The sequence below is a fragment of the Xanthomonas sp. 60 genome (assembly GCF_011761925.1).
This window is the reverse complement of the sequence record NZ_JAASQW010000001.1, coordinates 417574-439056: the sequence shown is the minus strand read 5'-3', so window position 1 is coordinate 439056 and position 21483 is coordinate 417574. Positions and strand designations below refer to the sequence as shown.

The 21483-nt window shown below is 63.3% G+C and carries 32 protein-coding genes; all 32 read right to left on the bottom strand.

Annotation, left to right across the window (positions count from 1 at the left end):
* Positions 1–13: 13 nt before the first annotated feature.
* Complete coding sequence (locus FHY09_RS02045; protein ID WP_166923647.1) at positions 14–1147, bottom strand: mechanosensitive ion channel family protein; 1134 nt, start codon at positions 1145–1147, stop codon at positions 14–16.
* Positions 1148–1240: 93 nt separating this feature from the next.
* Positions 1241–2620, bottom strand: a complete 1380-nt coding sequence (locus FHY09_RS02040; protein ID WP_166923645.1) for a class II 3-deoxy-7-phosphoheptulonate synthase — start codon at positions 2618–2620, stop codon at positions 1241–1243.
* 63 nt (positions 2621–2683) lie between these two features.
* Entirely contained in the window at positions 2684–3187 is a 504-nt protein-coding gene (locus tag FHY09_RS02035; RefSeq protein ID WP_166923643.1) for a disulfide bond formation protein B, read from the bottom strand.
* Between the two features lie 189 nt (positions 3188–3376).
* Entirely contained in the window at positions 3377–3763 is a 387-nt protein-coding gene (gene rplQ, locus FHY09_RS02030; RefSeq protein WP_166923641.1) for a 50S ribosomal protein L17, read from the bottom strand.
* A gap of 215 nt (positions 3764–3978) precedes the next feature.
* Positions 3979–4977, bottom strand: coding sequence for a DNA-directed RNA polymerase subunit alpha (locus FHY09_RS02025; RefSeq protein ID WP_166923639.1), 999 nt, complete (start codon positions 4975–4977; stop codon positions 3979–3981).
* Positions 4978–5032: 55 nt separating this feature from the next.
* Entirely contained in the window at positions 5033–5662 is a 630-nt protein-coding gene (gene rpsD, locus FHY09_RS02020) for a 30S ribosomal protein S4 (protein WP_166923636.1), read from the bottom strand.
* 15 nt (positions 5663–5677) lie between these two features.
* On the bottom strand, positions 5678–6067 hold the full coding sequence (gene rpsK / locus FHY09_RS02015; RefSeq protein ID WP_042614211.1) for a 30S ribosomal protein S11: 390 nt from the start codon (positions 6065–6067) through the stop codon (positions 5678–5680).
* Positions 6068–6078: 11 nt separating this feature from the next.
* Complete coding sequence (rpsM, locus tag FHY09_RS02010; protein ID WP_057649279.1) at positions 6079–6435, bottom strand: 30S ribosomal protein S13; 357 nt, start codon at positions 6433–6435, stop codon at positions 6079–6081.
* Positions 6436–6777: 342 nt separating this feature from the next.
* A complete protein-coding gene (gene secY, locus FHY09_RS02005; RefSeq protein WP_166923634.1) occupies positions 6778–8145 on the bottom strand; it encodes a preprotein translocase subunit SecY in 1368 nt (455 codons plus the stop codon).
* 7 nt (positions 8146–8152) lie between these two features.
* A complete protein-coding gene (gene rplO / locus FHY09_RS02000; RefSeq protein WP_166923632.1) occupies positions 8153–8596 on the bottom strand; it encodes a 50S ribosomal protein L15 in 444 nt (147 codons plus the stop codon).
* Positions 8597–8600: 4 nt separating this feature from the next.
* Positions 8601–8792 carry a 50S ribosomal protein L30 gene (gene rpmD, locus FHY09_RS01995; RefSeq protein WP_166923630.1) on the bottom strand — a complete coding sequence of 64 codons (192 nt, stop codon included), beginning with the start codon at positions 8790–8792 and terminating at the stop codon, positions 8601–8603.
* The gene (rpsE, locus tag FHY09_RS01990; RefSeq protein WP_166923628.1) at positions 8785–9327 is read right to left on the bottom strand and encodes a 30S ribosomal protein S5; all 543 of its coding nucleotides are present in this window, start codon (positions 9325–9327) and stop codon (positions 8785–8787) included. The genes rpmD and rpsE overlap by 8 nt, the downstream gene beginning before the upstream one ends.
* Before the next feature lie 161 nt (positions 9328–9488).
* Positions 9489–9848 carry a 50S ribosomal protein L18 gene (gene rplR / locus FHY09_RS01985; RefSeq protein ID WP_456362699.1) on the bottom strand — a complete coding sequence of 120 codons (360 nt, stop codon included), beginning with the start codon at positions 9846–9848 and terminating at the stop codon, positions 9489–9491.
* Between the two features lie 80 nt (positions 9849–9928).
* A complete protein-coding gene (rplF, locus tag FHY09_RS01980; protein ID WP_166923624.1) occupies positions 9929–10453 on the bottom strand; it encodes a 50S ribosomal protein L6 in 525 nt (174 codons plus the stop codon).
* A 17-nt stretch (positions 10454–10470) separates the two neighbouring features.
* Positions 10471–10869, bottom strand: a complete 399-nt coding sequence (rpsH, locus tag FHY09_RS01975) for a 30S ribosomal protein S8 (RefSeq protein ID WP_004145387.1) — start codon at positions 10867–10869, stop codon at positions 10471–10473.
* 258 nt (positions 10870–11127) lie between these two features.
* Positions 11128–11433 carry a 30S ribosomal protein S14 gene (gene rpsN, locus FHY09_RS01970; RefSeq protein ID WP_166923622.1) on the bottom strand — a complete coding sequence of 102 codons (306 nt, stop codon included), beginning with the start codon at positions 11431–11433 and terminating at the stop codon, positions 11128–11130.
* Positions 11434–11453: 20 nt separating this feature from the next.
* A complete protein-coding gene (gene rplE, locus FHY09_RS01965; RefSeq protein WP_166923620.1) occupies positions 11454–11996 on the bottom strand; it encodes a 50S ribosomal protein L5 in 543 nt (180 codons plus the stop codon).
* A 10-nt stretch (positions 11997–12006) separates the two neighbouring features.
* Positions 12007–12324, bottom strand: a complete 318-nt coding sequence (gene rplX, locus FHY09_RS01960; RefSeq protein ID WP_166923618.1) for a 50S ribosomal protein L24 — start codon at positions 12322–12324, stop codon at positions 12007–12009.
* Positions 12325–12340: 16 nt separating this feature from the next.
* On the bottom strand, positions 12341–12709 hold the full coding sequence (gene rplN / locus FHY09_RS01955) for a 50S ribosomal protein L14 (RefSeq protein ID WP_042614221.1): 369 nt from the start codon (positions 12707–12709) through the stop codon (positions 12341–12343).
* A gap of 13 nt (positions 12710–12722) precedes the next feature.
* Positions 12723–12992: a 30S ribosomal protein S17 gene (rpsQ, locus tag FHY09_RS01950; RefSeq protein WP_166923616.1), complete on the bottom strand. Its 270-nt coding sequence runs from the start codon at positions 12990–12992 to the stop codon at positions 12723–12725.
* Positions 12993–13003: 11 nt separating this feature from the next.
* The gene (gene rpmC / locus FHY09_RS01945; RefSeq protein WP_042614223.1) at positions 13004–13189 is read right to left on the bottom strand and encodes a 50S ribosomal protein L29; all 186 of its coding nucleotides are present in this window, start codon (positions 13187–13189) and stop codon (positions 13004–13006) included.
* Positions 13189–13602: a 50S ribosomal protein L16 gene (gene rplP / locus FHY09_RS01940; RefSeq protein ID WP_042614224.1), complete on the bottom strand. Its 414-nt coding sequence runs from the start codon at positions 13600–13602 to the stop codon at positions 13189–13191. The genes rpmC and rplP overlap by 1 nt, the downstream gene beginning before the upstream one ends.
* A gap of 5 nt (positions 13603–13607) precedes the next feature.
* The gene (rpsC, locus tag FHY09_RS01935; RefSeq protein ID WP_017355411.1) at positions 13608–14339 is read right to left on the bottom strand and encodes a 30S ribosomal protein S3; all 732 of its coding nucleotides are present in this window, start codon (positions 14337–14339) and stop codon (positions 13608–13610) included.
* 18 nt (positions 14340–14357) lie between these two features.
* Complete coding sequence (rplV, locus tag FHY09_RS01930; RefSeq protein ID WP_080375339.1) at positions 14358–14693, bottom strand: 50S ribosomal protein L22; 336 nt, start codon at positions 14691–14693, stop codon at positions 14358–14360.
* A 12-nt stretch (positions 14694–14705) separates the two neighbouring features.
* Complete coding sequence (gene rpsS, locus FHY09_RS01925) at positions 14706–14975, bottom strand: 30S ribosomal protein S19 (RefSeq protein ID WP_166923614.1); 270 nt, start codon at positions 14973–14975, stop codon at positions 14706–14708.
* Between the two features lie 6 nt (positions 14976–14981).
* A complete protein-coding gene (gene rplB / locus FHY09_RS01920; RefSeq protein ID WP_042614227.1) occupies positions 14982–15809 on the bottom strand; it encodes a 50S ribosomal protein L2 in 828 nt (275 codons plus the stop codon).
* A 10-nt stretch (positions 15810–15819) separates the two neighbouring features.
* Complete coding sequence (gene rplW, locus FHY09_RS01915; protein WP_166923612.1) at positions 15820–16119, bottom strand: 50S ribosomal protein L23; 300 nt, start codon at positions 16117–16119, stop codon at positions 15820–15822.
* Complete coding sequence (gene rplD, locus FHY09_RS01910) at positions 16116–16721, bottom strand: 50S ribosomal protein L4 (RefSeq protein WP_166923610.1); 606 nt, start codon at positions 16719–16721, stop codon at positions 16116–16118. The genes rplW and rplD overlap by 4 nt, the downstream gene beginning before the upstream one ends.
* A gap of 12 nt (positions 16722–16733) precedes the next feature.
* The gene (gene rplC, locus FHY09_RS01905) at positions 16734–17384 is read right to left on the bottom strand and encodes a 50S ribosomal protein L3 (protein WP_166923607.1); all 651 of its coding nucleotides are present in this window, start codon (positions 17382–17384) and stop codon (positions 16734–16736) included.
* A gap of 11 nt (positions 17385–17395) precedes the next feature.
* On the bottom strand, positions 17396–17707 hold the full coding sequence (gene rpsJ, locus FHY09_RS01900; RefSeq protein ID WP_166923605.1) for a 30S ribosomal protein S10: 312 nt from the start codon (positions 17705–17707) through the stop codon (positions 17396–17398).
* A 329-nt stretch (positions 17708–18036) separates the two neighbouring features.
* Positions 18037–19227 (bottom strand): elongation factor Tu, encoded by a 1191-nt coding sequence (tuf, locus tag FHY09_RS01895; protein WP_166923580.1) that lies wholly within the window; start codon positions 19225–19227, stop codon positions 18037–18039.
* Positions 19228–19276: 49 nt separating this feature from the next.
* Entirely contained in the window at positions 19277–21418 is a 2142-nt protein-coding gene (gene fusA, locus FHY09_RS01890; protein WP_166923603.1) for an elongation factor G, read from the bottom strand.
* Positions 21419–21483 lie beyond the last annotated feature (65 nt).

Genomic DNA, 21483 nt, shown 5'->3' with positions numbered 1-21483 from the left:
CCTGGGACAATGGCTACGACGCCTGCACGGCCGGCTCGCCATCCTCGGCACCGGGCGAGCGCACGTCCTCTGCCGGTGTCGGGCGTGCGATGCGGCGCGGTGAGCCTTCAGTCTCCGGACGCTCGACCTGCGCCCGCACCTTGGGCAGCGCAGCAGGGTGCTCGCGGGTCAGGAAATCGAGCATCCGCTCCCGCACCAGGCAGCGCAGGTCGAAGGCATCGCCGGAATTGCGTGCACTGACCAGGAGGCGGACCTGCAGGGTGTGCTCGGTGGTCTCGGTGACCTGGGTCACGCAGACACGGCCGTCCCACAGGGGTTGGTCCTTGCAGATACGCTCCAGCTCGGCGCGGATGGCGGGGATCGGCGCCCGGTAGTCCAGCCACAGGAAGGCGGTGCCGAGCAGGTCGGCATTGCGGCGGGTCCAGTTCTGGAACGGATTTTCGATGAACCAGGTCAGCGGTACGACCATGCGGCGCTCATCCCAGATGCGCACCACCACGTAGCTGCTGGTGATCTCCTCGATGCGGCCCCACTCCCCTTCGACGATCACCACATCGTCCAGGCGGATCGGCTGGGTCAGCGCGATCTGGAGGCCGGCGATCAGATTGCCGAACACCGGCTTGGCGGCGATACCGGCGACCAGGCCGATCAAACCGGCCGACGCCAGCAGGGCCGAGCCGATCTTCGCCACCATCTCGAACTGCAGCAGTATCAGCGAGACGCCCAGCAGGATGATGCCGCCCATCACCACGCGGCTCAGCACCCGCGTCTGCGTCTGGATGCGGCGCGCCTCCAGGTTGTCCGCGACCTCGATGGGATGGTTGCGCAGGATCATCGTCTCGATGGCGGCCACGCCCCGTACCAGCAGCCATACGAAGCATCCGGTCAGGCCGATGTGCAGCAGGCGCTGGATCTGATGCAGCCACGGCTCCTGCAGGGGCGTGGCTTCCAGTGCCGGCACCAGCAGGAACAGTGGCAGCGCCAGGGCCAGGGGTGGGCCGAGCACGCGCCCGATCCGTGCGCGGCGGCGATCACGCCCCTCGAGGCGGCGATACAGCGCGAGGATCGCCCACGCGCCCAGTGCACCTACCGCGAGCGCGATCGCCAGCGGCACCACGAATGCTTGAGCCTGTTGCCAATGGGGCACCGCGCCACCTCCTGCCGGGTCGTCAAAGGCCCGAGCCTGACGCAGGCCGCATGACCATCGCGTCAGGCGTTCGTAAGCATCCTGTCCATGGACTCAGCCAACCGCCTCGTGCTTGCGCACGATGGCCATGGCGATCTCCAGCGACTGCTCGTAGTTCAGGCGCGGATCCACCGAGGAGCGGTAGGCGCGCTCCAGGTCACGTTCGGTCAGCTCGCGCGCGCCGCCGGTGCACTCGGTGACGTCCTCACCCGTCAGTTCCAGGTGCACGCCCCCCAGCCGCGTGCCGGCCGCGGCGTGCAGTTCGAAGGACATCTCCACTTCACCGCGGACGTTGTCGAAGCGGCGCGTTTTGTACCCGTTGTCCGTACTCTCGGTGTTGCCGTGCATGGCATCGCATACCCAGAGCACGCGACGGCCATCGCGCCTGACCGCCTCCAGCAGCGGCGGCAACGTGTCGGCGATCTTCGCCGCCCCCATGCGATGGATGAAGGTCAGGCGACCGGGCTCGTCATCAGGATTGAGCACGTCCATCAGGCGCAGCAGCTGATCGGGCTGCACCGACGGGCCGACCTTGATCGCGATCGGATTGCGCACACCGCGCAGGTATTCCACATGCGCGCCGTCCAGCGCGGCGGTGCGCATGCCGATCCACGGATAATGCGTGGAAAGGTTCAGCCAGCCCTGCTGCCGCGGCACCTGGCGCGTCAGCGCCTGCTCGTATGGCAGCAGCAGCGCCTCGTGCGAGGTGTAGAAGTCCACGCGCTTGAGATTGTGGATGCGCGCACCGGAAATGGTTTCCATGAAGCGCACGGAATCTTCTATCGAGGTCACCATCTTCTGGTACTCGACGGCGAGCGGCGAGTGCCGCACCCAATCCAGGTTCCAGTACTCCGGGTGATGCAGGTCGGCGAAGCCTCCGTCGATCAGCGCCCGCACGAAATTCATGGTCATCGCCGAATGCGCGTGGGCCTGCAGCATCCGCCGCGGATCAGGCAGTCGCGCTGCTTCGGTGAAGGCCGGCGCGTTGATGACATCACCGCGGTAGCTTGGCAGGGTGACGCCGTCGCGCGTCTCCGTGTCGGCCGAGCGCGGCTTGGCATACTGTCCGGCGAAGCGGCCCACGCGGATCACCGGCTTGCGCAGGCCGTGCACGAGCACCAGGCTCATCTGCAGCAGCACCTTGAGCCGGTTGGAGATCATCGTCGATTCGCAATCGCTGAAATTCTCCGCACAGTCCCCGCCCTGCAGCAGGAACCGCTTGCCTTCCTGCGCCTCGGCCAGCTGCTGCTTGAGCGCCAGGATCTCCCACGACGTCACCAGGGGCGGCAGTCGCTTGAGCTCGTGCAGCGCCGCCTCCAGCGCGATCGGATCCGGGTAGGTGGGCATCTGCAGCGCCGGACGCGCACGCCAGCTGTCGGGCGTCCACCCGGAAGACGACGACAGCGGGAGCGAAGAAGGATCAACGGCGGACATGGCGATTCCAGGTGACTCGAAGGCAGCGCCGGAACCTGTCCAGCGCCACGGGAAACCGCGTGCTCAGCGCACGCGGCGCAATGAAACGATCAATGCCCAAGCGGCCAGCGCGATGAAGAACACCAGCGACCACATGGGCATGGTCAGGCCCAGGAACGTCCAATCGATGTTGCCGCAGTTGCCGGTGCCGGTCAGCACCGTACGGAACACCTCGAACGGCCCCATGGTCTCGCTCAGGAAGCTCAGCGGCGGACCACAGGTGGAGCCCATCTCCGGCGGCAGCAGCTGCACATAGACGTGCCGGCCCGCGATGCCCATGCCCACAGCGGCCGCAACGAAGGCAAGCACGCCGTAGGTCACCCGGCCAGGCCGGTTGCCCGGCCCATGCAGCGCGCCGATCAGGAACACGATCCCGAGCGCAGCGAACGCCAGGCGCTGGAAAATGCACAGCGGACACGGCTCCAGGCCCATCTTCAACTGCAGGAAAACCGCATAGGCCAGCAACCCGACGCAGATCAGGAAGCCGAGGAAGAACTGGGCACGGAACGGCCAACGCAACGGGTTCATCGGAAGATTCCAGAAGGCAGCTGCCAAGGGTACCCGAGCCAGCCCGGGACGTGCACGCCACCCGCGTACCGCTGCGGCTTCCCCAGCTTCGGCAGCAGCCACGACGGGCTCCGCCGTTCGCCGCGCTGTCCCGACAATGCAAAAGCCCGGCACGGGGCCGGGCTTCTGACAGACAACCGGAAAGACCGATTACTCGGCCACTTCCTCGGCAACAGCGGCCGGACGATCCACCAGCTCCACGTAGGCCATCGGCGCATTGTCGCCGGCGCGGAAACCGCACTTCAGCAGGCGCAGGTAGCCGCCCGGACGGTTCGCGTAGCGCGGGCCCAGGATGGTGAACAGGTTGCCCACGGCTTCGTTGTCACGCAGGCGCGCAAACGCCAGACGACGGTTCGCCACGGAATCGACCTTGGCCAGGGTGATCAGCGGCTCGGCAACGCGGCGCAGTTCCTTGGCCTTCGGCAGGGTGGTCTTGATCAGCTCGTGCTTGAACAGCGAGGCCGCCATGTTCTTGAACATCGCTTCGCGGTGGGCGCTGGTGCGGCTGAACTTGCGGCCGGATTTCTGGTGACGCATGGTGAGGATTCCTTTGGAATGATGTGACTTTGAGGATCGTTGTCGCCGTCCTGGCGTTCAATTCGGACTGCGGATGGTCCTGGCCGCCCCTCCTGGTCGGCCTGCCTGCGGACTGTGTGTCCGTCGAGGGTCGTACGCCGGCAGGTGCCGGTTGACGCAGACGGAGGCTCCACCGTTTCCAGTGAAGCCTCCGGGGGTCCTGCAGAAGGCTATGATCAGCCCAGCATGCCGTGGCTGGCGACGCCGGCCGGCGGCCAGTTCTCCAGCTTCATGCCGAGGGACAGGCCACGCTGGGCCAGCACTTCCTTGATCTCGGTGAGCGACTTCTTGCCCAGGTTCGGGGTCTTCAGCAGCTCCACTTCGGTCTTCTGGATCAGATCGCCGATGTAATAGATGCTTTCCGCCTTGAGGCAGTTGGCCGAACGCACGGTCAGTTCCAGGTCGTCGATCGGGCGCAGCAGCACCGGATCCACGCCGTTGTTGGCCGGCTTCGCCGCACCGCGATCGCGATGGGTGAAGTCACCGAACACCGACAGCTGGTCGCTGAGGATGTCGGCCGCGGTACGCACCGCTTCCTCGGCGTCGATGGTGCCGTTGGTCTCGATATCGATGACCAGCTTGTCCAGATCGGTACGCTGTTCGACACGCGCCGCTTCCACGGCATAGGCGACACGGCGGACCGGCGAGAACGAGGCATCCAGGACCAGACGGCCGATGGCACGGGTTTCTTCGTCCGGACGACGACGCGCGGCAGCCGGCTGATAGCCGAAACCACGCTCGATCTTCAGACGCATGTTGATCGCCGTATCCTTGGTCAGGTTGCAGATCACATGGTCGCCGTTGAGGACTTCCACGTTGTGATCGACCTTGATATCGGCTGCTGTGACAACGCCCGGACCCTGCTTGGACAGCGACAGGGTGGCGGTGTCACCGGAATGCATACGGATGGCCACGTCCTTGAGGTTCAGCAGGACTTCGAGCACGTCCTCCTGGAGCCCTTCGACCGTGGTGTACTCGTGCAACACGCCGTCGATCTCGACTTCCGTGATGGCGTAGCCCGGAATGGACGACAGCAGCACGCGACGCAGGGCGTTGCCCAGCGTATGCCCATAACCACGCTCCAAGGGCTCGATCACGACCTTGGCGCGGGTGTCGGTAAGGCGTTCGATCTGCGGACCGCGAGGACGCAGAACCTGGTTGGCGGTAACCGTCATGTTGCGGGTTCTCCTAGTGAACCCCCGGCCGTCGCCGGGGGCTCTCCAATGTGAATTACTTCGAATACAGCTCGACGATCAGCGCTTCGTTGATATCCGCAGGCAGGTCCGCACGATCCGGCACAGCCTTGAAGATGCCGGCGAACTTGCCGGAATCCACTTCAACCCACGACGGACGCAGGTCGTGCGTAGCAGAAACCGTCAAGGCTTCCTGCACGCGAAGCTGCTTGGCAGCCTTCTCGGACAGAGCCACGGCATCGCCCGCCTTGACCTGGTACGAAGCCAGGTTGACGGACTTGCCGTTGACGGTCACGCCACGGTGCGAAACCAGCTGACGGGCGGCCGGACGGGTGACGGCGAAGCCCATGCGGTAGACGACGTTGTCCAGGCGGGTTTCCAGCAGCTGCAGCAGGTTCTCGCCGGTGTTGCCCTTCTTGGTCGAGGCCTTCTTGTAGTAGTTGCGGAACTGACGCTCCAGCAGGCCGTAGATACGCTTGACCTTCTGCTTTTCACGCAGCTGGGTGGCGTAGTCGGACAGCTTGCCCTTGCGGGCGGTAGCGCCGTGCTGGCCGGGCTTCTGCTCCAGCTTGCACTTGGAGTCCAGCGAACGCGCCGGGCTCTTCAGGGACAGGTCGGCGCCTTCGCGACGGGCGAGCTTACAGGTAGGACCGATATAACGAGCCATTTCTTTATCGCTCCCTTAGACGCGACGCTTCTTCGGCGGACGGCACCCGTTGTGCGGGATAGGCGTCACGTCGATGATGTTGGTGATCTTGTAACCGACGTTGTTCAGCGAACGAACGGCGGACTCACGACCCGGACCCGGGCCCTTGATGCGGACTTCCAGCGACTTCACGCCGTAGTCGAGCGCAGCGCGGCCTGCCTTTTCGGCGGCAACCTGGGCAGCGAACGGGGTCGACTTGCGCGAACCGCGGAAGCCGGCGCCACCGGAGGTCGCCCAGGACAGGGCATTGCCCTGGCGGTCGGTGATGGTGACGATGGTGTTGTTGAAAGAAGCGTGGACGTGGGCAACGCCATCAGTGATGACGCGCTTGATCTTCTTCTTGGTCTTAGCAGCGGGCTTAGCCATTTATAGGTCCCTTACTTCCTGATCGCCTTGCGCGGACCCTTGCGGGTGCGGGCGTTGGTACGGGTACGCTGGCCACGCAGCGGAAGACCGCGACGGTGACGCAGACCGCGGTAGCAGCCCAGATCCATCAGGCGCTTGATCGCGATACCGATTTCACGGCGCAGATCGCCTTCCACGATGTACTTGCCGACTTCGGCGCGCAGGCGCTCGATTTCCGGCTCCGACAGATCGCGGATCTTGGTGGTCGAAGTGACGCCCGCGGAGTCGCAGACCTTCTTCGAACGGGTACGGCCGATGCCGTAAATGCTTTGCAACCCGACCCAGACATGCTTCTGGGCTGGCAGGTTGACGCCTGCAATACGCGCCATGACGCGGTTCTCCAGCTGAGTGATGGCCGACCGCGCACCCCGAAGGCGCGCAAATCCGGCAGGATAGATCAATGTGAGCAAACGAATCGAACACGGTTCCGGTGTACGTGAAGCCCTGAACCCGAAGGTTCGAAGGCCCGGCCTGGGGAGTGTGCCCAGGCTCCGGCGCCGGATGAGGTTGGAATCAGGAACAGGTTCCTTCGACCGCCCGCGCTACTCCTGCGCAGGACCACCCCATCTCACCCCCACCCGGAACCGCTGCGGGGGCCGCCCTTCTTTGGATGGCCGGGTCCGCGAAGCGGAGGACCATCACAGCAGGAAGACGATAGTGTAGCAGGCTGATCAGCCGCGAGCAAAACCGCCGCGATTGCCGCCCTTCAGGTTGGACTTCTTCAACAGGCTTTCATACTGGTGCGACATCAGGTGGGCCTGCACCTGGGCGATGAAGTCCATCACCACCACCACCACGATCAGCAGCGAGGTACCGCCGAAGTAGAACGACGCATTGAGCTGCGTGCGCATCAGTTCCGGCAGCAGGCAGACGATCACCAGGTACGCCGAACCGGCCGCGGTCAGTCGGGTCAGCACGCCGTCGATATAGTCGGCGGTTGCCTTGCCCGGACGGATGCCCGGAATCAGCGCGCCCGACTTCTTCAGGTTGTCGGCGGTTTCCTGCGAGTTGAACACCAGCGCGGTGTAGAAGAACGCGAAGCCGGTGATCAGCGCGGCGAACACGATCATGTGCAGCGGCTCGCCCGGGCCGAGCGCGTTGGCGACGCGCTGCAGCCACATGCCCACCGCGCTCTGGTTGGCCGCCTGGCCGGACCACAGCGACAGCGTCGCCGGGAAGGCCAGCAGGCTGGAGGCGAAGATCGCGGGGATCACGCCGGCCATGTTGAGCTTCAGCGGCAGGAACGAGGTCTGGTTCATGTACGCATTGCGTCCGCCCTGGCGACGCGCGTAGTTCACCGTGATGCGGCGCTGGCCGCGCTCGACGAACACCACGAAGAAGGTGAAGGCCAGCACCACCAGCGCGATCAGCAGCAGCTGGATGAACTGGATGTTGCCATCCTGGTAGGCGCTGAAGGTGTGGATGACCGCACCCGGCAGCCCGGCCACGATGCCGGCGAAGATGATCAGCGACACGCCGTTGCCGATGCCCCGCTCGGTCACCTGCTCACCGACCCACATCAGGAAGATGGTGCCGGCGGTCAGGGCGATCACGGCGGTCAACACGAAGCCCATGCCCGGGGCATAGACCACCGGCGCGCCACCCGGCGACACCTGGTTCTGCAGCGCCAGCGCGATCGAACTGCTCTGCACGATGGCCAGCAGCACCGCGCCGATGCGCGAATACTGGGTGATCTTGCGGCGGCCGGACTCGCCTTCCTTCTGCATCGCCTTGAGCGAGGGGAAGATGTGCACCGCCAGCTGCATCACGATGGAAGCCGAGATGTACGGCAGCACGTTCAGCGCGAAGATCGAGAAACGGTGCAGGGCGCCGCCCGAGAACATGTTGAACATGTCCACGATACCGCCGCCCTGCTGCTGCATCATGGCAAGCATGGCATCGGGATTCACGCCCGGCACCGGCACATAGCAGCCGATGCGGTAGACGATCAAAGCCCCGACGACAAACAGCAGACGCTGACGAAGTTCAGTGAACTTGGCCATCCCGCCCGCGAGGTTTCCGATGCCAGCTTGCGCCATGATTTTCTTACTCCGTCACGCTGCCGCCGGCAGCTTCAATCGCAGCCTTGGCACCCGCCGTGGCCGTGATGCCCTTCAGGGTGTACGCCTTGGTCAGCTCGCCCTTGAGGACGATCTTGGCCTTCTTGGCGACACTCGGGACCAGCTTGGCCGCACGCAGGGCAGCGAAATCGATTTCGCCGGCCGGCAGCTTGTCCAGCTGGTAAAGCAGCACTTCAGCGGTGTCCTTGGCGATCGGCGAGTTGAAGCCGATCTTCGGCAGACGACGCTGCATCGGGGTCTGGCCGCCTTCGAAACCGGCCTTGATCTTGCCGCCACCCTTGCGGGCGAACGAACCCTTGTGGCCGCGGCCGCAGGTCTTGCCCAGGCCGGAACCGATGCCACGGCCGACGCGCTTGCGTACGGTGCGGGCGCCCGGCGCCGGGCTCAGTTCATTCAGATTCATGGTCATTGGATTATTCCTCAACCTTGACGAGGTAGTGGACCTTGTTGATCAGGCCGCGAACCTGCGGGCTGTCCTTCAGTTCACGCACATCGTTGAGCTTGTTCAGGCCCAGCGCACGCACCGACAGACGGTGACGGGCCTGGGAACCACGCAGGCCACGCACCAGGCGCACCTTGACGGTCTTGTTGGTGTCATTAGCCATGGTTCAGATCCTCCACCTTCTTGCCACGCTTGGCCGCGATGCGGGCCGGCGACTGCACGGCAGCCAGACCCTTCACGGTCGCACGGACCAGGTTGATCGGGTTGCGCGAGCCGGTGGCCTTGGCCAGCACGTTCTTCACGCCGACCGCTTCCAGCACGGCGCGCATGGCGCCACCGGCGATGACACCAGTACCTTCCGAAGCGGGCTGCATGAACACGCGGGCGGCGCCGTGGCCGTCCTTGATGGTGTGCCACAGGGTACCGTTGTTCAGGTCAACGCTGACCTGGTTGCGGCGGGCCTGCTCCATCGACTTCTGGATGGCGACCGGCACTTCACGCGCCTTGCCGTAGCCGAAACCGACCTTGCCTTCGCCATCGCCGACCACGGTCAGGGCGGTGAAGGTGAACTGACGACCACCCTTGACGGTCTTGCTGACGCGGTTGACCGCGACCAGCTTCTCGATCATGCCATCGTCGACTTTCTCTTCGCGGTTACGGTCGCGGTCGCGACCCCGCTGCTGACGTTCTTCTGCCATGTTTATTCCTTGGTTGTTGGGTTATGTACGGCTCGAGGCCGCTTATGGTTGTGGAGTGGTGCGTTGTTGCGGTGGGCCGCTGCAGAAGAGCGGCGCCGCCCAGCCTCACTCAGGCTGGCGAGCAGGCGGACATGGGGGCCGAAGCCCCCTGCCCTGATCCCTTAGAACTGCAGGCCGGCTTCGCGGGCAGCGTCAGCCAGGGCCTTGATGCGGCCGTGGTAACGGTAACCGGAGCGGTCGAACGCAACCTTCTCGATGCCGGCGGCCTTGGCGCGCTCTGCAACGATACGGCCCACCTTGGCGGCGGCTTCGGCGTTCTTGCCGTTCTTCAGGCCTTCCATGACGTCGGCCTGGGTGGTGTTGGCGGCAGCCAGCACCTTGGAGCCGTCGGCGGTGAAGACCTGTGCGTACAGGTGCTGGCCAGTGCGCAGCACCGACAGGCGAGCAACACCGAGCACACGGATGTGGGCACGGGTCGACTTGGCGCGGCGCAGGCGGGCGATGTTCTTGTTCATGATTATTTGTCCTGGAAAGCTGAAGGTTGGGCTGCTCCCCCGGGAAACCGCACACGGGTGTGCGCGCTCCTGCAGGGGACTCGCACTTAGGCCTTCTTGGCTTCCTTGCGAATGATGACTTCGTCGGAGTACTTCACGCCCTTGCCCTTGTACGGCTCCGGCTTGCGGAACGCACGGATCTTGGCGGCGACTTCACCGACCACCTGCTTGTCAGCACCCTGCACCAGCACTTCGGTCTGGGTCGGGGTGGTGATGGTGATGCCTTCCGGCGCCACGAACAGGATCGGGTGCGAGTAACCGAGCGCCAGGCTCAGGTCCTTGCCCTGCATGGAAGCACGGTAACCCACGCCCACCAGCTCCAGCTTGCGCTCGAAACCTTCCGAAACGCCCTTGACCATGTTGGCCAGGATCGCGCGGACGGTGCCGGCCAGCGGAATCAGGCTCTCGTCTTCGGTGCTCAGGGTGGCAACGCCGTTGTCGACGTTGATGGAGATGCCAGCGGGCTTGGCCAGCGACAGCGAGCCCTTCGGGCCCTTGGCGATGACGTTGTCATTCTGGACGTTCAGTTCGACCTTGCCCAGGTCGATCGGCTTCTTGGCTACACGGGACATGTCTTACTCCTTTCGCCTTAGGCCACGAAGCACAGGACTTCGCCGCCGACGCCCAGCTGGCGCGCCTGCGCATCAGTCATGATGCCCTTGGAGGTGGAAATGATGGAGATACCGAGGCCGTTCATGACCTTCGGCAGTTCGCTCTTGCCACGGTACTGGCGCAGGCCCGACCGCGAGAAACGCTTCAGGGTCGCGATGACCGGCTTGCCTTCGAAATACTTCAGCACGATCTCGAGCTCGGACTTGTTGTTCTCGAGCGCGGTCACGCGCAGGTCGGTGATGTAACCCTCGTCCTTCAGGACCTGGGCGATCGCAACCTTGATCTTGGACGACGGGGCCTTCACCGTCTGCTTGCCAACCGCTGCCGCATTCTTGATGCGGACCAGCAGGTCGGCGATGGGATCAGTCATGCTCATGTGAGTACCTTTGAGTGCACCGATATCCGCTTTCGCGAATTCTGTTGTCTCCTGGAAACGGGCCAGGCCCCTTGGAACACGAATCGGCGGGTCTTCGACGCGCCGCACGCCCCACCCTTCGGCGGGCAAGACGCGGGAGTATACGGCAAAAGAGCCCGACCTGCGCCGGGCTCTTCGCTTTTTTTCACAGGAAGCTGAACGCCTCCCGCCAGGATCCGCCCTCCCCTTGCAGGGAGGGCGCTCGCCCGGCCCGCTGGATTACCAGCTGGCCTTGCGCAGGCCCGGGACGTCACCACGCATGGTGGCTTCGCGGAGCTTGTTGCGACCCAGGCCGAACTTGCTGTACACGCCACGCGGGCGGCCAGACAGTTCGCAACGGTTGCGGTGGCGGCTCGGCGACGAATCGCGCGGCAGCTTCGACAACTTGGTGGCGGCCTCGATCTTCTCTTCGTAAGACGCGGTCGGCGAGGACACGATCTTCTTCAGAGCAGCGCGCTTGTCAGCGAACTTCTCGGCCAGCTTCTTCCGCTTGATATCGCGGTTGACCATGGAGGTCTTTGCCATTTCGGATATTCCTCGACGTATCAGTTACGGAACGGGAACTTGAACGCTGCCAGCAGCGCACGGGCTTCCGCATCGGTCTTCGCCGTGGTGGTGATGGCGATATCCATGCCGCGGATCGCGTCGACAGCGTCGAAGTCGATTTCCGGGAAGATGATCTGTTCCTTCACACCCATGTTGAAGTTGCCGCGACCGTCGAAGGAACGACCGGAAACACCACGGAAGTCGCGCACGCGCGGCAGCGAGATGTTGATCAGGCGGTCCATGAACTCGTACATCTTTTCACGGCGCAGCGTGGTCTTGCAGCCGATCGGCCAACCGTCACGGATCTTGAACGACGCCACCGACACACGCGACTTGGTGACGACCGGCTTCTGGCCGGAAATCTTGGTCATGTCGTTGACGGCGTTTTCCAGGATCTTCTTGTTGGTCGCTGCTTCGCCGACACCCATGTTCAGGGTGACCTTGACCAGCTTCGGCACTTCCATCGGATTCTTGTAGCCGAACTGCTTCATCAGCGCCGGGACTACTTCTTCCTTGTAAAACTTTTCGAGACGGGTATTCATCAGCGCATCCTCAGGCGTCGAGCGCCTCACCGCTGGAGCGGAACACACGCAGTTTGCGTCCATCCTCCAGCACCTTGAAGCCAACGCGCTCACCCTTGCCCGTTGCCGGGTTGACGATCTGCACGTTGGAGATATGGATCGACGCTTCACGCTCGACCACGCCGCCGGCAACACCTGCCTGCGGGTTCGGCTTGGTGTGGCGCTTGACGATGTTCACGTTGGCGACGACCACGCGGTCGCCGTCGACGCGGACGATTTCGCCCTGCTTGCCCTTGTCCTTGCCAGCGGTGACGACAACCTGGTCGCCCTTCTTGATACGGTTAGCCATGATTATCTCCTGTCGCTCACAGCACTTCGGGAGCGAGCGAGACGATCTTCATGAACTTCTCCGAACGAAGTTCACGCGTCACCGGTCCGAAGATACGGGTACCGATCGGCTCCTGCTTGTTGTTCAGCAGCACGGCAGCGTTGCCGTCGAAGCGGATCAGCGAACCGTCCGGACGACGAACACCTTTGCGGGTCCGGACAACAACGGCGTCGTAGACTTCGCCCTTCTTGACCTTGCCACGCGGGATCGCGTCCTTGACGGTGACCTTGATGATGTCGCCGATGTGGGCATAACGGCGCTTGGAACCACCAAGCACCTTGATGCACATCAGTTCCTTGGCACCGGAGTTGTCCGCGGCGTCAAGGTAGCTCTGCATCTGGATCATGAGTCAGATCTCCTTATTCAGCCGCACGCGTGATGACTTCCACCACGCGCCAGTTCTTGGTCTTCGACATCGGAGCAATTTCGGTCACGCGCACGACATCGCCTTCGTTGCAGGCATTGTCGGCATCATGGGCGTGCAGCTTGGTCGAGCGCTTGATGTACTTGCCGTACAGCGGGTGCTTGACCTGGCGTTCGACCAGGATGGTGACCGTCTTGTCCATCTTGTTGCTGACGACACGGCCTTCGACCGTGCGCAGCGTCTTGTTTTCAGTATTGTCGCTCATAGCGGCCATCCTTACTTGATGCTGCCGAGCAGGGTCTTGGTGCGAGCAATCTCGCGACGGACCCGGCGGATATCGTGAGTCTTCGGCAGCTGGCCGGTGACCTGCTGCATGCGGACAGAGAACTGTTCCTTACGCAGATCGATCAGGTGGGCCTTGAGTTCGTCAGCCGACTTTTCACGGAGTTGTTTGAGGTCCATCAGCGCACCGTCCGGGTTACGAAAGTGGTGGTGACCGAGAGCTTGGCGGCGGCCAGGCGGAACGCCTCGCGTGCCACGTCTTCGGTAACACCCTCGATTTCATAGATCATGCGGCCGGGCTGGATCTGGGCCACCCAGTATTCCACGTTGCCCTTACCCGAACCCATTCGCACTTCGATGGGCTTCTTGGTGATGGGCTTGTCGGGGAACACGCGGATCCACATCTTGCCGCCGCGCTTGACGTAGCGGCTGATCGAGCGGCGGGCCGCTTCGATCTGGCGCGCGGTCAGCTGGCCGTGGGCGGTTGCCTTGAGGCCGTACTCGCCGAAGCTGACAGCGTTGGCGCTCCAGCTCAGGCCATCGTTACGGCCCTTGTGCACCTTGCGGTACTTGGTTCGCTTGGGTTGCAACATTGTCGTTACCTCGCTTCACGAGCCGGGCGCTGACGGTCACCGCGGTCGCCGCGATCGTTACGATCGTTGCGCGGGGAATCGTCCTGCTTTTCCTGGCCAACCTGGGAGAAATCAAACACTTCGCCCTTGTAGATCCAGACCTTGATGCCGATGATGCCGTAGGTCGTCTTGGCTTCAGCGAAGCCATAGTCGATGTCGGCACGCAGCGTGTGCAGCGGCACGCGGCCTTCGCGGTACCACTCCGAACGGGCGATTTCAGCACCGTTGAGGCGGCCACCGACGTTGACCTTGATGCCCAGGGCACCGAGGCGCATCGCGTTGCCGACCGAGCGCTTCATCGCACGGCGGAACATGATGCGACGCTCCAGCTGCTGCGCGATGGACTCGGCAACCAGCTGGGCGTCCAGCTCGGGCTTGCGCACTTCGGTGACGTTGATGTGCGCCGGGACGCCCATCATCTCGCTCACTTCCTTGCGCAGCTTCTCGATGTCCTCGCCACGCTTGCCGATCACCACGCCCGGACGGGCGGTGTGGATCGTCACGCGGGCGGTCTTCGCCGGACGCTCGATGAGGATCTTGCTGATGCCGGCCTGCGCGAGCTTCTTGCGCAGCATGTCCCGCACCTTCAGGTCGGCTGCCAGATAACCAGCGAACTCGGCCTTGTTGGCGTACCACTTGGAGTTCCAATCCTTGGAAATACCGAGGCGGATACCAATCGGATGAACTTTATGACCCATGGTGTTTTCCTTTCCGCCTTACTTGCCGGCGCCCACAACCACAGTGATGTGGCTGGTGCGCTTGAGGATGCGGGTACCGCGGCCTTTCGCCCGCGCCATGAAACGCTTCAGGGTCGGACCTTCATCAACCATGATGGTCTGGACCTTCAGCTCGTCGACGTCGGCGCCCTGGTTGTTCTCGGCATTGGCAATCGCCGACTCCACCACCTTCTTGATCAGGTGTGCAGCCTTCTTGTCCGAGAACTTCAGCAGGTTGACCGCACGCTCGGCCGGCAGACCGCGCACCTGGTCAGCGACCAGACGTGCCTTCTGCGGGGAGATGCGCGCAGTGCGCAGGATGGCTTTCGCTTCCATTGTCATCTCTCCTTACTTGCCCGACTTCTTGTCACCACCGTGACCCTTGAAGGTCCGGGTGATGGCAAATTCGCCGAGCTTGTGGCCGACCATGTTCTCGTTGATGAGAACCGGGATGTGGTTTTTGCCGTTATGAATGGCAATGGTGATGCCTACCATGTCAGGCAGGATCATCGAACGACGCGACCAGGTCTTCACCGGACGCTTGCTACCCGCAGCGGCTGCCACCTTTGCAACAAGGTGGTGATCGACAAACGGGCCTTTCTTGAGTGAACGTGCCATGGTCGATTAGCCCCTACGATCGCGGACGATGAACTGCTGAGTGCGCTTGTTATGGCGCGTCTTGTAACCCTTGGTCGGGACACCCCACGGGGTGACCGGATGCGGATTACCCTGGCCGGCCTTCGCCTCACCACCACCGTGCGGGTGGTCGACCGGGTTCATGGCAGCACCACGAACGGTCGGGCGGACACCGCGCCAGCGCTTGGCGCCAGCCTTGCCCAGCTTTTCCAGGTTGTGCTCGTCGTTGCCGACTTCACCGATGGTGGCGCGGCATTCGACCGGCACCTTGCGCATTTCACCCGAGCGCAGGCGCAGGGTGGCGTAGATGCCTTCACGGGCGACGAGCTGCACGGCGGCGCCGGCGGCACGCGCGATCTGTGCACCCTTGCCCGGCTTTAGTTCGATGCCGTGGATCGTGGTGCCGACCGGGATGTTGCGCAGCGGCAGCGTGTTGCCTGCCTTGATCGGCGCATCGGAGCCCGCGATCACCTGGTCACCGGCCTTCAGGCCCTTCGGTGCGATGATGTAGCGGCGCTCACCGTCGACGTAGCACAGCAGGGCGATATGGGCGGTGCGGTTCGGATCGTATTCGATGCGTTCCACGCGCGCCGGAATGCCTTCCTTGTTGCGCTTGAAGTCGATGACGCGGTAATGCTGCTTGTGACCACCACCCACGTGACGCGTGGTGATGCGACCGTGGTGGTTACGACCACCGGACTTGCTCTGCGGCTCCAGCAACGCTGCGTGCGGTGCGCCCTTGTGCAGATCGGGCGTAACCACGCGCACGGCCGAACGGCGGCCGGGGGAAGTGGGCTTGAATTTCATCAATGGCATGGGATGTACCTCAGGCCTTGGCCGTTACATCGATGGACTGGCCATCGGCCAGGCGCACGTACGCCTTGCGCCAATCGCCGCGGCTGCCAGCACGGTTACGGAAGGACTTGTTCTTGCCCTTCACGTTCAGCACGTTGACGGCCTCGACCTTGACATCGAACAGCTGCTCGACCGCGGCCTTCACATCGGCCTTGGTGGCTTCGTTCGAAATCTCGAAGACATACTGGTTGGAGAGTTCCTGCAGGCGCGCGGTCTTTTCGGAGACTCGCGGAGCACGCAGCACGCTGAAGACTTTTTCCTTGCTGTTCATGCCAGCCACTCCTCGACCTTCTTGACCGCGTCAGCGGTGATGACGACCGTGTCGGCACCGACCAGCGACACCGGGTCCAGGCCCTGGACGTCACGCACTTCCACGTAGGGAATGTTGCGCGCCGACAGGTACAGGTGCTCGGAGGCTTCCTCAGTGACGATCAGCGGGCGCTTGCCCACGTCCAGGCCGGCCAGCTTGGCGATCAACGACTTGGTGTTGGTCGCTTCGACATCGAAGGACTCCACGATCGTCAAACGGCCTTGGCGGTTCAGCTCGGACAGGATCGCGCACATGGCGGCACGGTACTGCTTGCGGTTGACCTTCTGTTCGAAGCTGCGCGGCTTGGCCGCGAAGGTCACACCACCGCCGATGAAGATCGGAGCCGTCAGCGCGCCATGACGCGCACCGCCGCCCTTCTGCTTCTTCGACTTCTTGGTGGTACCCGCCACTTCAGAACGCGTCTTCTGCGCCTTGGTGCCCGCGCGACCGGCATTGCGATAGGCGACGACGACCTGGTGAACCAGATCTTCGCTGAAATCGCGGCCGAACACGGCATCGGAGACCGAGACCTTGTTGTTGCTACCCGTGATAACGAGTTCCATCGTCATCTCTCCTTATGCCTTGCTCGCCGGACGGACGATCACGTCGCCACCCGCCGCGCCCGGAACGGCGCCGCGAACCGCGATCAGACCGCGCTCCACGTCGACCTTGACAACTTCCAGGTTCTGGGTGCTCTGCTGCACCGAGCCCATGTGACCGGACATCTTCTTGCCCGGGAACACGCGACCGGGCGTCTGGCGCTGACCCAGCGAACCCGGCGCGCGATGCGACAGCGAGTTGCCGTGGGTAGCGTCACCCATGCGGAAGTTGTAGCGCTTGATGGTGCCCTGGAAGCCCTTGCCCTTGGTGACACCCTGGACATCGACCATCTGGCCGACTTCGAAGATGTCCGCCTTGACTTCGCCGCCGACGGCGTAATCGCCGAGCTGCGTGTCTTCGACGCGGAATTCCCACAAACCACGGCCTGCGTCGACCTTCGCCTTGGCGAAGTGACCGGCTTCCGGCTTGTTGACCAGGGCAGCGCGACGCGCGCCGACAGTCACCTGCACGGCGCTGTAGCCGTCAGCTTCGACGGTCTTGATCTGCGCGATGCGGTTCGGGGTGGCTTCAATCAGGGTCACCGGGATGGCCTGGCCATCTTCAGTGAAAACGCGGCTCATGCCAGCCTTGCGGCCCACGAAGCCCAACGAATATTTCTTCGTCATGGTCGTAGTCCTCAGGTCAGTTTGATCTGCACGTCGACGCCGGCAGCCAGTTCGAGCTTCATCAGCGCGTCCACGGTCTTGTCGTTGGGGTCGACGATGTCAAGCACGCGCTTGTGCGTGCGGGTCTCGTACTGGTCACGCGCGTCCTTGTCGACGTGCGGGGAGACGAGGATGGTGACGCGTTCGATCTTGGTCGGCAGCGGGATCGGGCCACGCACTTGCGCGCCGGTCCGCTTTGCCGTTTCTACGATCTCGCTGGCCGAACGGTCGATCAGACGATGATCGAACGCCTTCAGCCGGATACGGATCTTCTGGTCCGCCATGACGGGGATTCCTTGGTTGAAAGAGCGACGGATGGGCCTCTGGGTTGCCCTATCCCATGAATATCCTGAATACAGACGGCCCGCACTCCTGCAGGCCGACAAGGTCAATCCATTAACCTCAAAAACGTAGGCAGGTCGGTTTCCCGGCCTGCCCAGACGTAGAAGCATAGCGCACATGCAAATAGCCCGTCAACACAGCGTGTTGACAAAGCCTGAATGGCGCGACCGATCCTGGTCCGGGGAACACGAGACACATCCTGTGTCTATTTTCCCTTGTAGAACACCCCGATGCCCTACCCAGGCAACATCGGGGTGCGCAGTCTAACAGATTACTTGATGATCTTCGACACCACGCCGGCGCCGACGGTACGGCCGCCTTCGCGGATCGCGAAGCGCAGGCCTTCGTCCATCGCGACCGGGTTGATCAGGGTGACAACCATCTTCACGTTGTCGCCCGGCATCACCATCTCGACGCCTTCCGGCAGCTTGGCAGCACCGGTGATGTCGGTGGTGCGGAAGTAGAACTGCGGACGGTAGCCGTTGAAGAACGGGGTGTGGCGGCCGCCTTCGTCCTTCGACAGCACGTACACTTCGCCTTCGAACTCGGTGTGCGGCTTGATGGAACCCGGCTTGCACAGCACCTGGCCGCGCTGCACGTCGTCACGCTTGGTGCCGCGCAGCAGCAGACCGGCGTTGTCGCCTGCCTGGCCCTGGTCCAGCAGCTTGCGGAACATTTCCACACCGGTGACGGTGGTCTTGACGGTGTCACGGATACCGACGATCTCGATTTCTTCGCCGACCTTGATCACGCCGCGCTCGATACGACCGGTCACCACGGTGCCGCGGCCGGAGATCGAGAACACGTCTTCCACCGGCATCAGGAACGGCTTGTCGACGTCACGCTCCGGCTCCGGAATCCAGGTGTCCAGCGCTTCGACCAGCTTGATCACGGCCGGCACGCCGATGTCGCTCTGGTCGCCTTCCAGCGCCAGACGGGCCGAGCCCGCGATGATCGGGGTGTCGTCGCCCGGGAAATCGTACTTGCTCAGCAGCTCGCGCACTTCCATTTCGACCAGCTCGAGCAGCTCGGCGTCGTCGACCATGTCGGCCTTGTTCAGGAACACGACGATGTACGGCACGCCGACCTGGCGCGACAGCAGGATGTGCTCGCGGGTCTGCGGCATCGGGCCGTCAGCGGCCGAGCACACCAGGATCGCGCCGTCCATCTGCGCCGCACCGGTGATCATGTTCTTGACGTAGTCAGCATGGCCCGGGCAATCCACGTGCGCGTAATGGCGGATGGTGGATTCGTATTCGACGTGTGCGGTCGAGATCGTGATGCCACGTGCCTTTTCTTCCGGCGCGGCGTCGATCGCGGAGTAATCCTTGAACTCGCCACCGAAGCGCTCGGCACCGATCTTGGTCAGTGCGGCGGTCAGCGTGGTCTTGCCGTGATCGACGTGACCGATGGTGCCGACGTTGACGTGCGGCTTGGTGCGTTCGAACTTACCCTTTGCCATTGTAGTTACCTTCTAGTTCGTAAGTGGTTGGAAAACCTGAGCGTTACGCTCAGGCCTTCTTCATGACTTCATCGGCGATGTTGCTCGGCGCCGGCTCGTAATGGTCGAATTCCATCGTGAACGTGGCGCGCCCCTGGGTCTGCGAACGCAGCGAGGTGGCGTAACCGAACATCTCACCCAGCGGGATCATCGCGTTGATGATTTCCGCCGAACCGTCACCGGTCATGCTCGAACCCTGCAGCATGCCGCGACGACGGCTGACGTCGCCCATCACGTCACCCTGGTAGTCGCTCGGGGTCACGATCTCGACCTTCATGATCGGCTCCAGCAGGACCGGCTTGGCCTTCGAGAAGCCCTGCTTGAAGGCCATCGAGGACGCGAGCTTGAACGCCATTTCCGAGGAGTCGACGTCGTGGTACGAGCCGAACACCAGCTTGACCTTGACATCCACGACCGGGAAGCCAGCCAGCGGACCGCTGGTGATCGTTTCGCGCAGGCCCTTCTCGATCGACGGGATGAACTCCTTCGGAATCACGCCGCCGGTGATGTCATTGATGAACAGGAAATCATCCTTGATCATCGGAGCGATCTTCGGATCGGCACGGTCTTCAGCGGTGATCGGGGACAGCTCGATCACGACGTGGCCGTACTGACCCTTACCACCGGACTGCTTGGCGTGCTTGTAGTCCGACTTGACGTCAGGCAGCTGGATGGTTTCGCGGTAAGCCACCTGCGGCTTGCCGACGTTGGCCTCCACGTTGAACTCGCGCTTCATGCGGTCAACGATGATGTCCAGGTGCAGCTCACCCATGCCCGAGATGATGGTCTGGCCGGATTCCTGATCGGTCTTGACGCGGAAGGACGGATCTTCCTGGGCCAGACGGCCGAGGGCGAGACCCATCTTTTCCTGGTCGGACTTGGTCTTCGGCTCGACGGCCATCGAGATCACCGGCTCCGGGAACACCATGCGCTCCAGGATGATCGGGTGCTCCTGCGAGCACAGCGTGTCACCGGTGGTCGTGTCCTTCAGGCCCACGGCCGCGGCGATGTCGCCCGCCAGCACTTCCTTGATCTCTTCGCGATCGTTGGAGTGCATCTGCAGGATGCGGCCGATGCGCTCCTTCTTGCCCTTGACCGAGTTCAGCAGCTGGTCGCCGGCGCTCAGCGTGCCCGAATAGACACGGAAGAAGGTCAGCGCGCCCACGAACGGGTCGGTGATGATCTTGAACGCCAGCGCCGAGAACGGGGCCTTGTCGTCGGACTTGCGGCTCAGGGCCACGGTCTCGTCGTCCACGTCGGTACCGGTCACGTCCGGCACGTCGATCGGCGACGGCAGCAGCTGCACCACGCCGTCCAGCATGGCCTGCACGCCCTTGTTCTTGAACGCCGAACCGCAGTACATCGGCACGATGTCGGTGGCCAGAGTGCGCACGCGCAGGGCCTCGACGATCTCGGCCTCGGTCAGCTCTTCGCCGCCCAGGTACTTTTCCATCAGCTCTTCGCTGGCTTCAGCCGCGGCTTCGATCATGTAGGTGCGGGCCTCTTCGGCCTCCGCCTGCATGTCGGCCGGGATGTCCAGGTAATCGAACTTCATGCCCTGCGAAGCGTCATCCCAATGGATGGCCTTCATCTTGATGAGGTCGACGACGCCCTTGAAATTTTCCTCGGCGCCGATCGGCAGCTGCATCGGCACGGCAACCGCGCCCAGCTTGGCCTTCAGCTGACCGACAACCTTCTTGAAGTTGGCGCCGGTGCGGTCCATCTTGTTGACGAAGGCGATGCGCGGCACCTTGTAGCGGTTGGCCTGGCGCCACACGGTTTCCGACTGCGGCTGCACGCCACCGACGGCGCACAGCACGAAGACGGCACCGTCGAGCACGCGCAGGGAGCGCTCGACTTCGATGGTGAAGTCAACGTGTCCGGGGGTGTCGATGATGTTGAAGCGGTGCTCCGGCAGGGACTTGTCCATGCCCTTCCAGAACGCGGTGGTGGCAGCGGACTGGATCGTGATGCCACGCTCCTGCTCCTGCTCCATCCAGTCCATGGTGGCAGCACCATCGTGCACTTCACCGATCTTGTGGCTCTTGCCGGTGTAGAACAGGATGCGCTCGGACGTGGTGGTCTTGCCGGCATCGATGTGAGCCATGATGCCGAAATTGCGGTAACGCTCGATGGGAGTGGTGCGGGCCACGGGAGCCTCTCGATTTCTTGGATTTCGGATGGCCGAACGCCGCCTTGCGGCGGCCTTCGGATTGG

What these genes read in the sequence shown, in the direction of transcription:
- rpsN (WP_166923622.1), bottom strand. Translation starts at nt 11,433, where the DNA reads ATGGCAAAGACCTCCATGGTCAACCGCGATATCAAGCGGAAGAAGCTG.
- rplP (WP_042614224.1), bottom strand. Translation starts at nt 13,602, where the DNA reads ATGTTGCAACCCAAGCGAACCAAGTACCGCAAGGTGCACAAGGGCCGT.
- rpsE (WP_166923628.1), bottom strand. Translation starts at nt 9,327, where the DNA reads ATGGCAGAAGAACGTCAGCAGCGGGGTCGCGACCGCGACCGTAACCGC.
- rplV (WP_080375339.1), bottom strand. Translation starts at nt 14,693, where the DNA reads ATGGAAGCGAAAGCCATCCTGCGCACTGCGCGCATCTCCCCGCAGAAG.
- rpsK (WP_042614211.1), bottom strand. Translation starts at nt 6,067, where the DNA reads ATGGCTAAGCCCGCTGCTAAGACCAAGAAGAAGATCAAGCGCGTCATC.
- rplX (WP_166923618.1), bottom strand. Translation starts at nt 12,324, where the DNA reads ATGGCTAACCGTATCAAGAAGGGCGACCAGGTTGTCGTCACCGCTGGC.
- rpsC (WP_017355411.1), bottom strand. Translation starts at nt 14,339, where the DNA reads ATGGGTCATAAAGTTCATCCGATTGGTATCCGCCTCGGTATTTCCAAG.
- rplE (WP_166923620.1), bottom strand. Translation starts at nt 11,996, where the DNA reads ATGAATACCCGTCTCGAAAAGTTTTACAAGGAAGAAGTAGTCCCGGCG.
- rplC (WP_166923607.1), bottom strand. Translation starts at nt 17,384, where the DNA reads ATGACGAAGAAATATTCGTTGGGCTTCGTGGGCCGCAAGGCTGGCATG.
- rpsS (WP_166923614.1), bottom strand. Translation starts at nt 14,975, where the DNA reads ATGGCACGTTCACTCAAGAAAGGCCCGTTTGTCGATCACCACCTTGTT.
- rplB (WP_042614227.1), bottom strand. Translation starts at nt 15,809, where the DNA reads ATGCCATTGATGAAATTCAAGCCCACTTCCCCCGGCCGCCGTTCGGCC.
- tuf (WP_166923580.1), bottom strand. Translation starts at nt 19,227, where the DNA reads ATGGCAAAGGGTAAGTTCGAACGCACCAAGCCGCACGTCAACGTCGGC.
- FHY09_RS02035 (WP_166923643.1), bottom strand. Translation starts at nt 3,187, where the DNA reads ATGAACCCGTTGCGTTGGCCGTTCCGTGCCCAGTTCTTCCTCGGCTTC.
- FHY09_RS02040 (WP_166923645.1), bottom strand. Translation starts at nt 2,620, where the DNA reads ATGTCCGCCGTTGATCCTTCTTCGCTCCCGCTGTCGTCGTCTTCCGGG.
- rplF (WP_166923624.1), bottom strand. Translation starts at nt 10,453, where the DNA reads ATGTCCCGTGTAGCCAAGAAGCCGATCGACCTGGGCAAGGTCGAACTG.
- rplD (WP_166923610.1), bottom strand. Translation starts at nt 16,721, where the DNA reads ATGGAACTCGTTATCACGGGTAGCAACAACAAGGTCTCGGTCTCCGAT.
- FHY09_RS02025 (WP_166923639.1), bottom strand. Translation starts at nt 4,977, where the DNA reads ATGACGGTTACCGCCAACCAGGTTCTGCGTCCTCGCGGTCCGCAGATC.
- rplN (WP_042614221.1), bottom strand. Translation starts at nt 12,709, where the DNA reads ATGATCCAGATGCAGAGCTACCTTGACGCCGCGGACAACTCCGGTGCC.
- rpsH (WP_004145387.1), bottom strand. Translation starts at nt 10,869, where the DNA reads ATGAGCATGACTGATCCCATCGCCGACCTGCTGGTCCGCATCAAGAAT.
- rpsD (WP_166923636.1), bottom strand. Translation starts at nt 5,662, where the DNA reads ATGGCTCGTTATATCGGTCCTACCTGTAAGCTCGCCCGTCGCGAAGGC.
- rplQ (WP_166923641.1), bottom strand. Translation starts at nt 3,763, where the DNA reads ATGCGTCACCAGAAATCCGGCCGCAAGTTCAGCCGCACCAGCGCCCAC.
- rplO (WP_166923632.1), bottom strand. Translation starts at nt 8,596, where the DNA reads ATGACCATGAATCTGAATGAACTGAGCCCGGCGCCGGGCGCCCGCACC.
- secY (WP_166923634.1), bottom strand. Translation starts at nt 8,145, where the DNA reads ATGGCGCAAGCTGGCATCGGAAACCTCGCGGGCGGGATGGCCAAGTTC.
- rpsM (WP_057649279.1), bottom strand. Translation starts at nt 6,435, where the DNA reads ATGGCGCGTATTGCAGGCGTCAACCTGCCAGCCCAGAAGCATGTCTGG.
- rplW (WP_166923612.1), bottom strand. Translation starts at nt 16,119, where the DNA reads ATGAACAGCAAGGAAAAAGTCTTCAGCGTGCTGCGTGCTCCGCGAGTC.
- rpsJ (WP_166923605.1), bottom strand. Translation starts at nt 17,707, where the DNA reads ATGGCGGACCAGAAGATCCGTATCCGGCTGAAGGCGTTCGATCATCGT.
- rpsQ (WP_166923616.1), bottom strand. Translation starts at nt 12,992, where the DNA reads ATGAGCGACAATACTGAAAACAAGACGCTGCGCACGGTCGAAGGCCGT.
- rpmD (WP_166923630.1), bottom strand. Translation starts at nt 8,792, where the DNA reads ATGGCTAATGACACCAACAAGACCGTCAAGGTGCGCCTGGTGCGTGGC.
- rpmC (WP_042614223.1), bottom strand. Translation starts at nt 13,189, where the DNA reads ATGGACCTCAAACAACTCCGTGAAAAGTCGGCTGACGAACTCAAGGCC.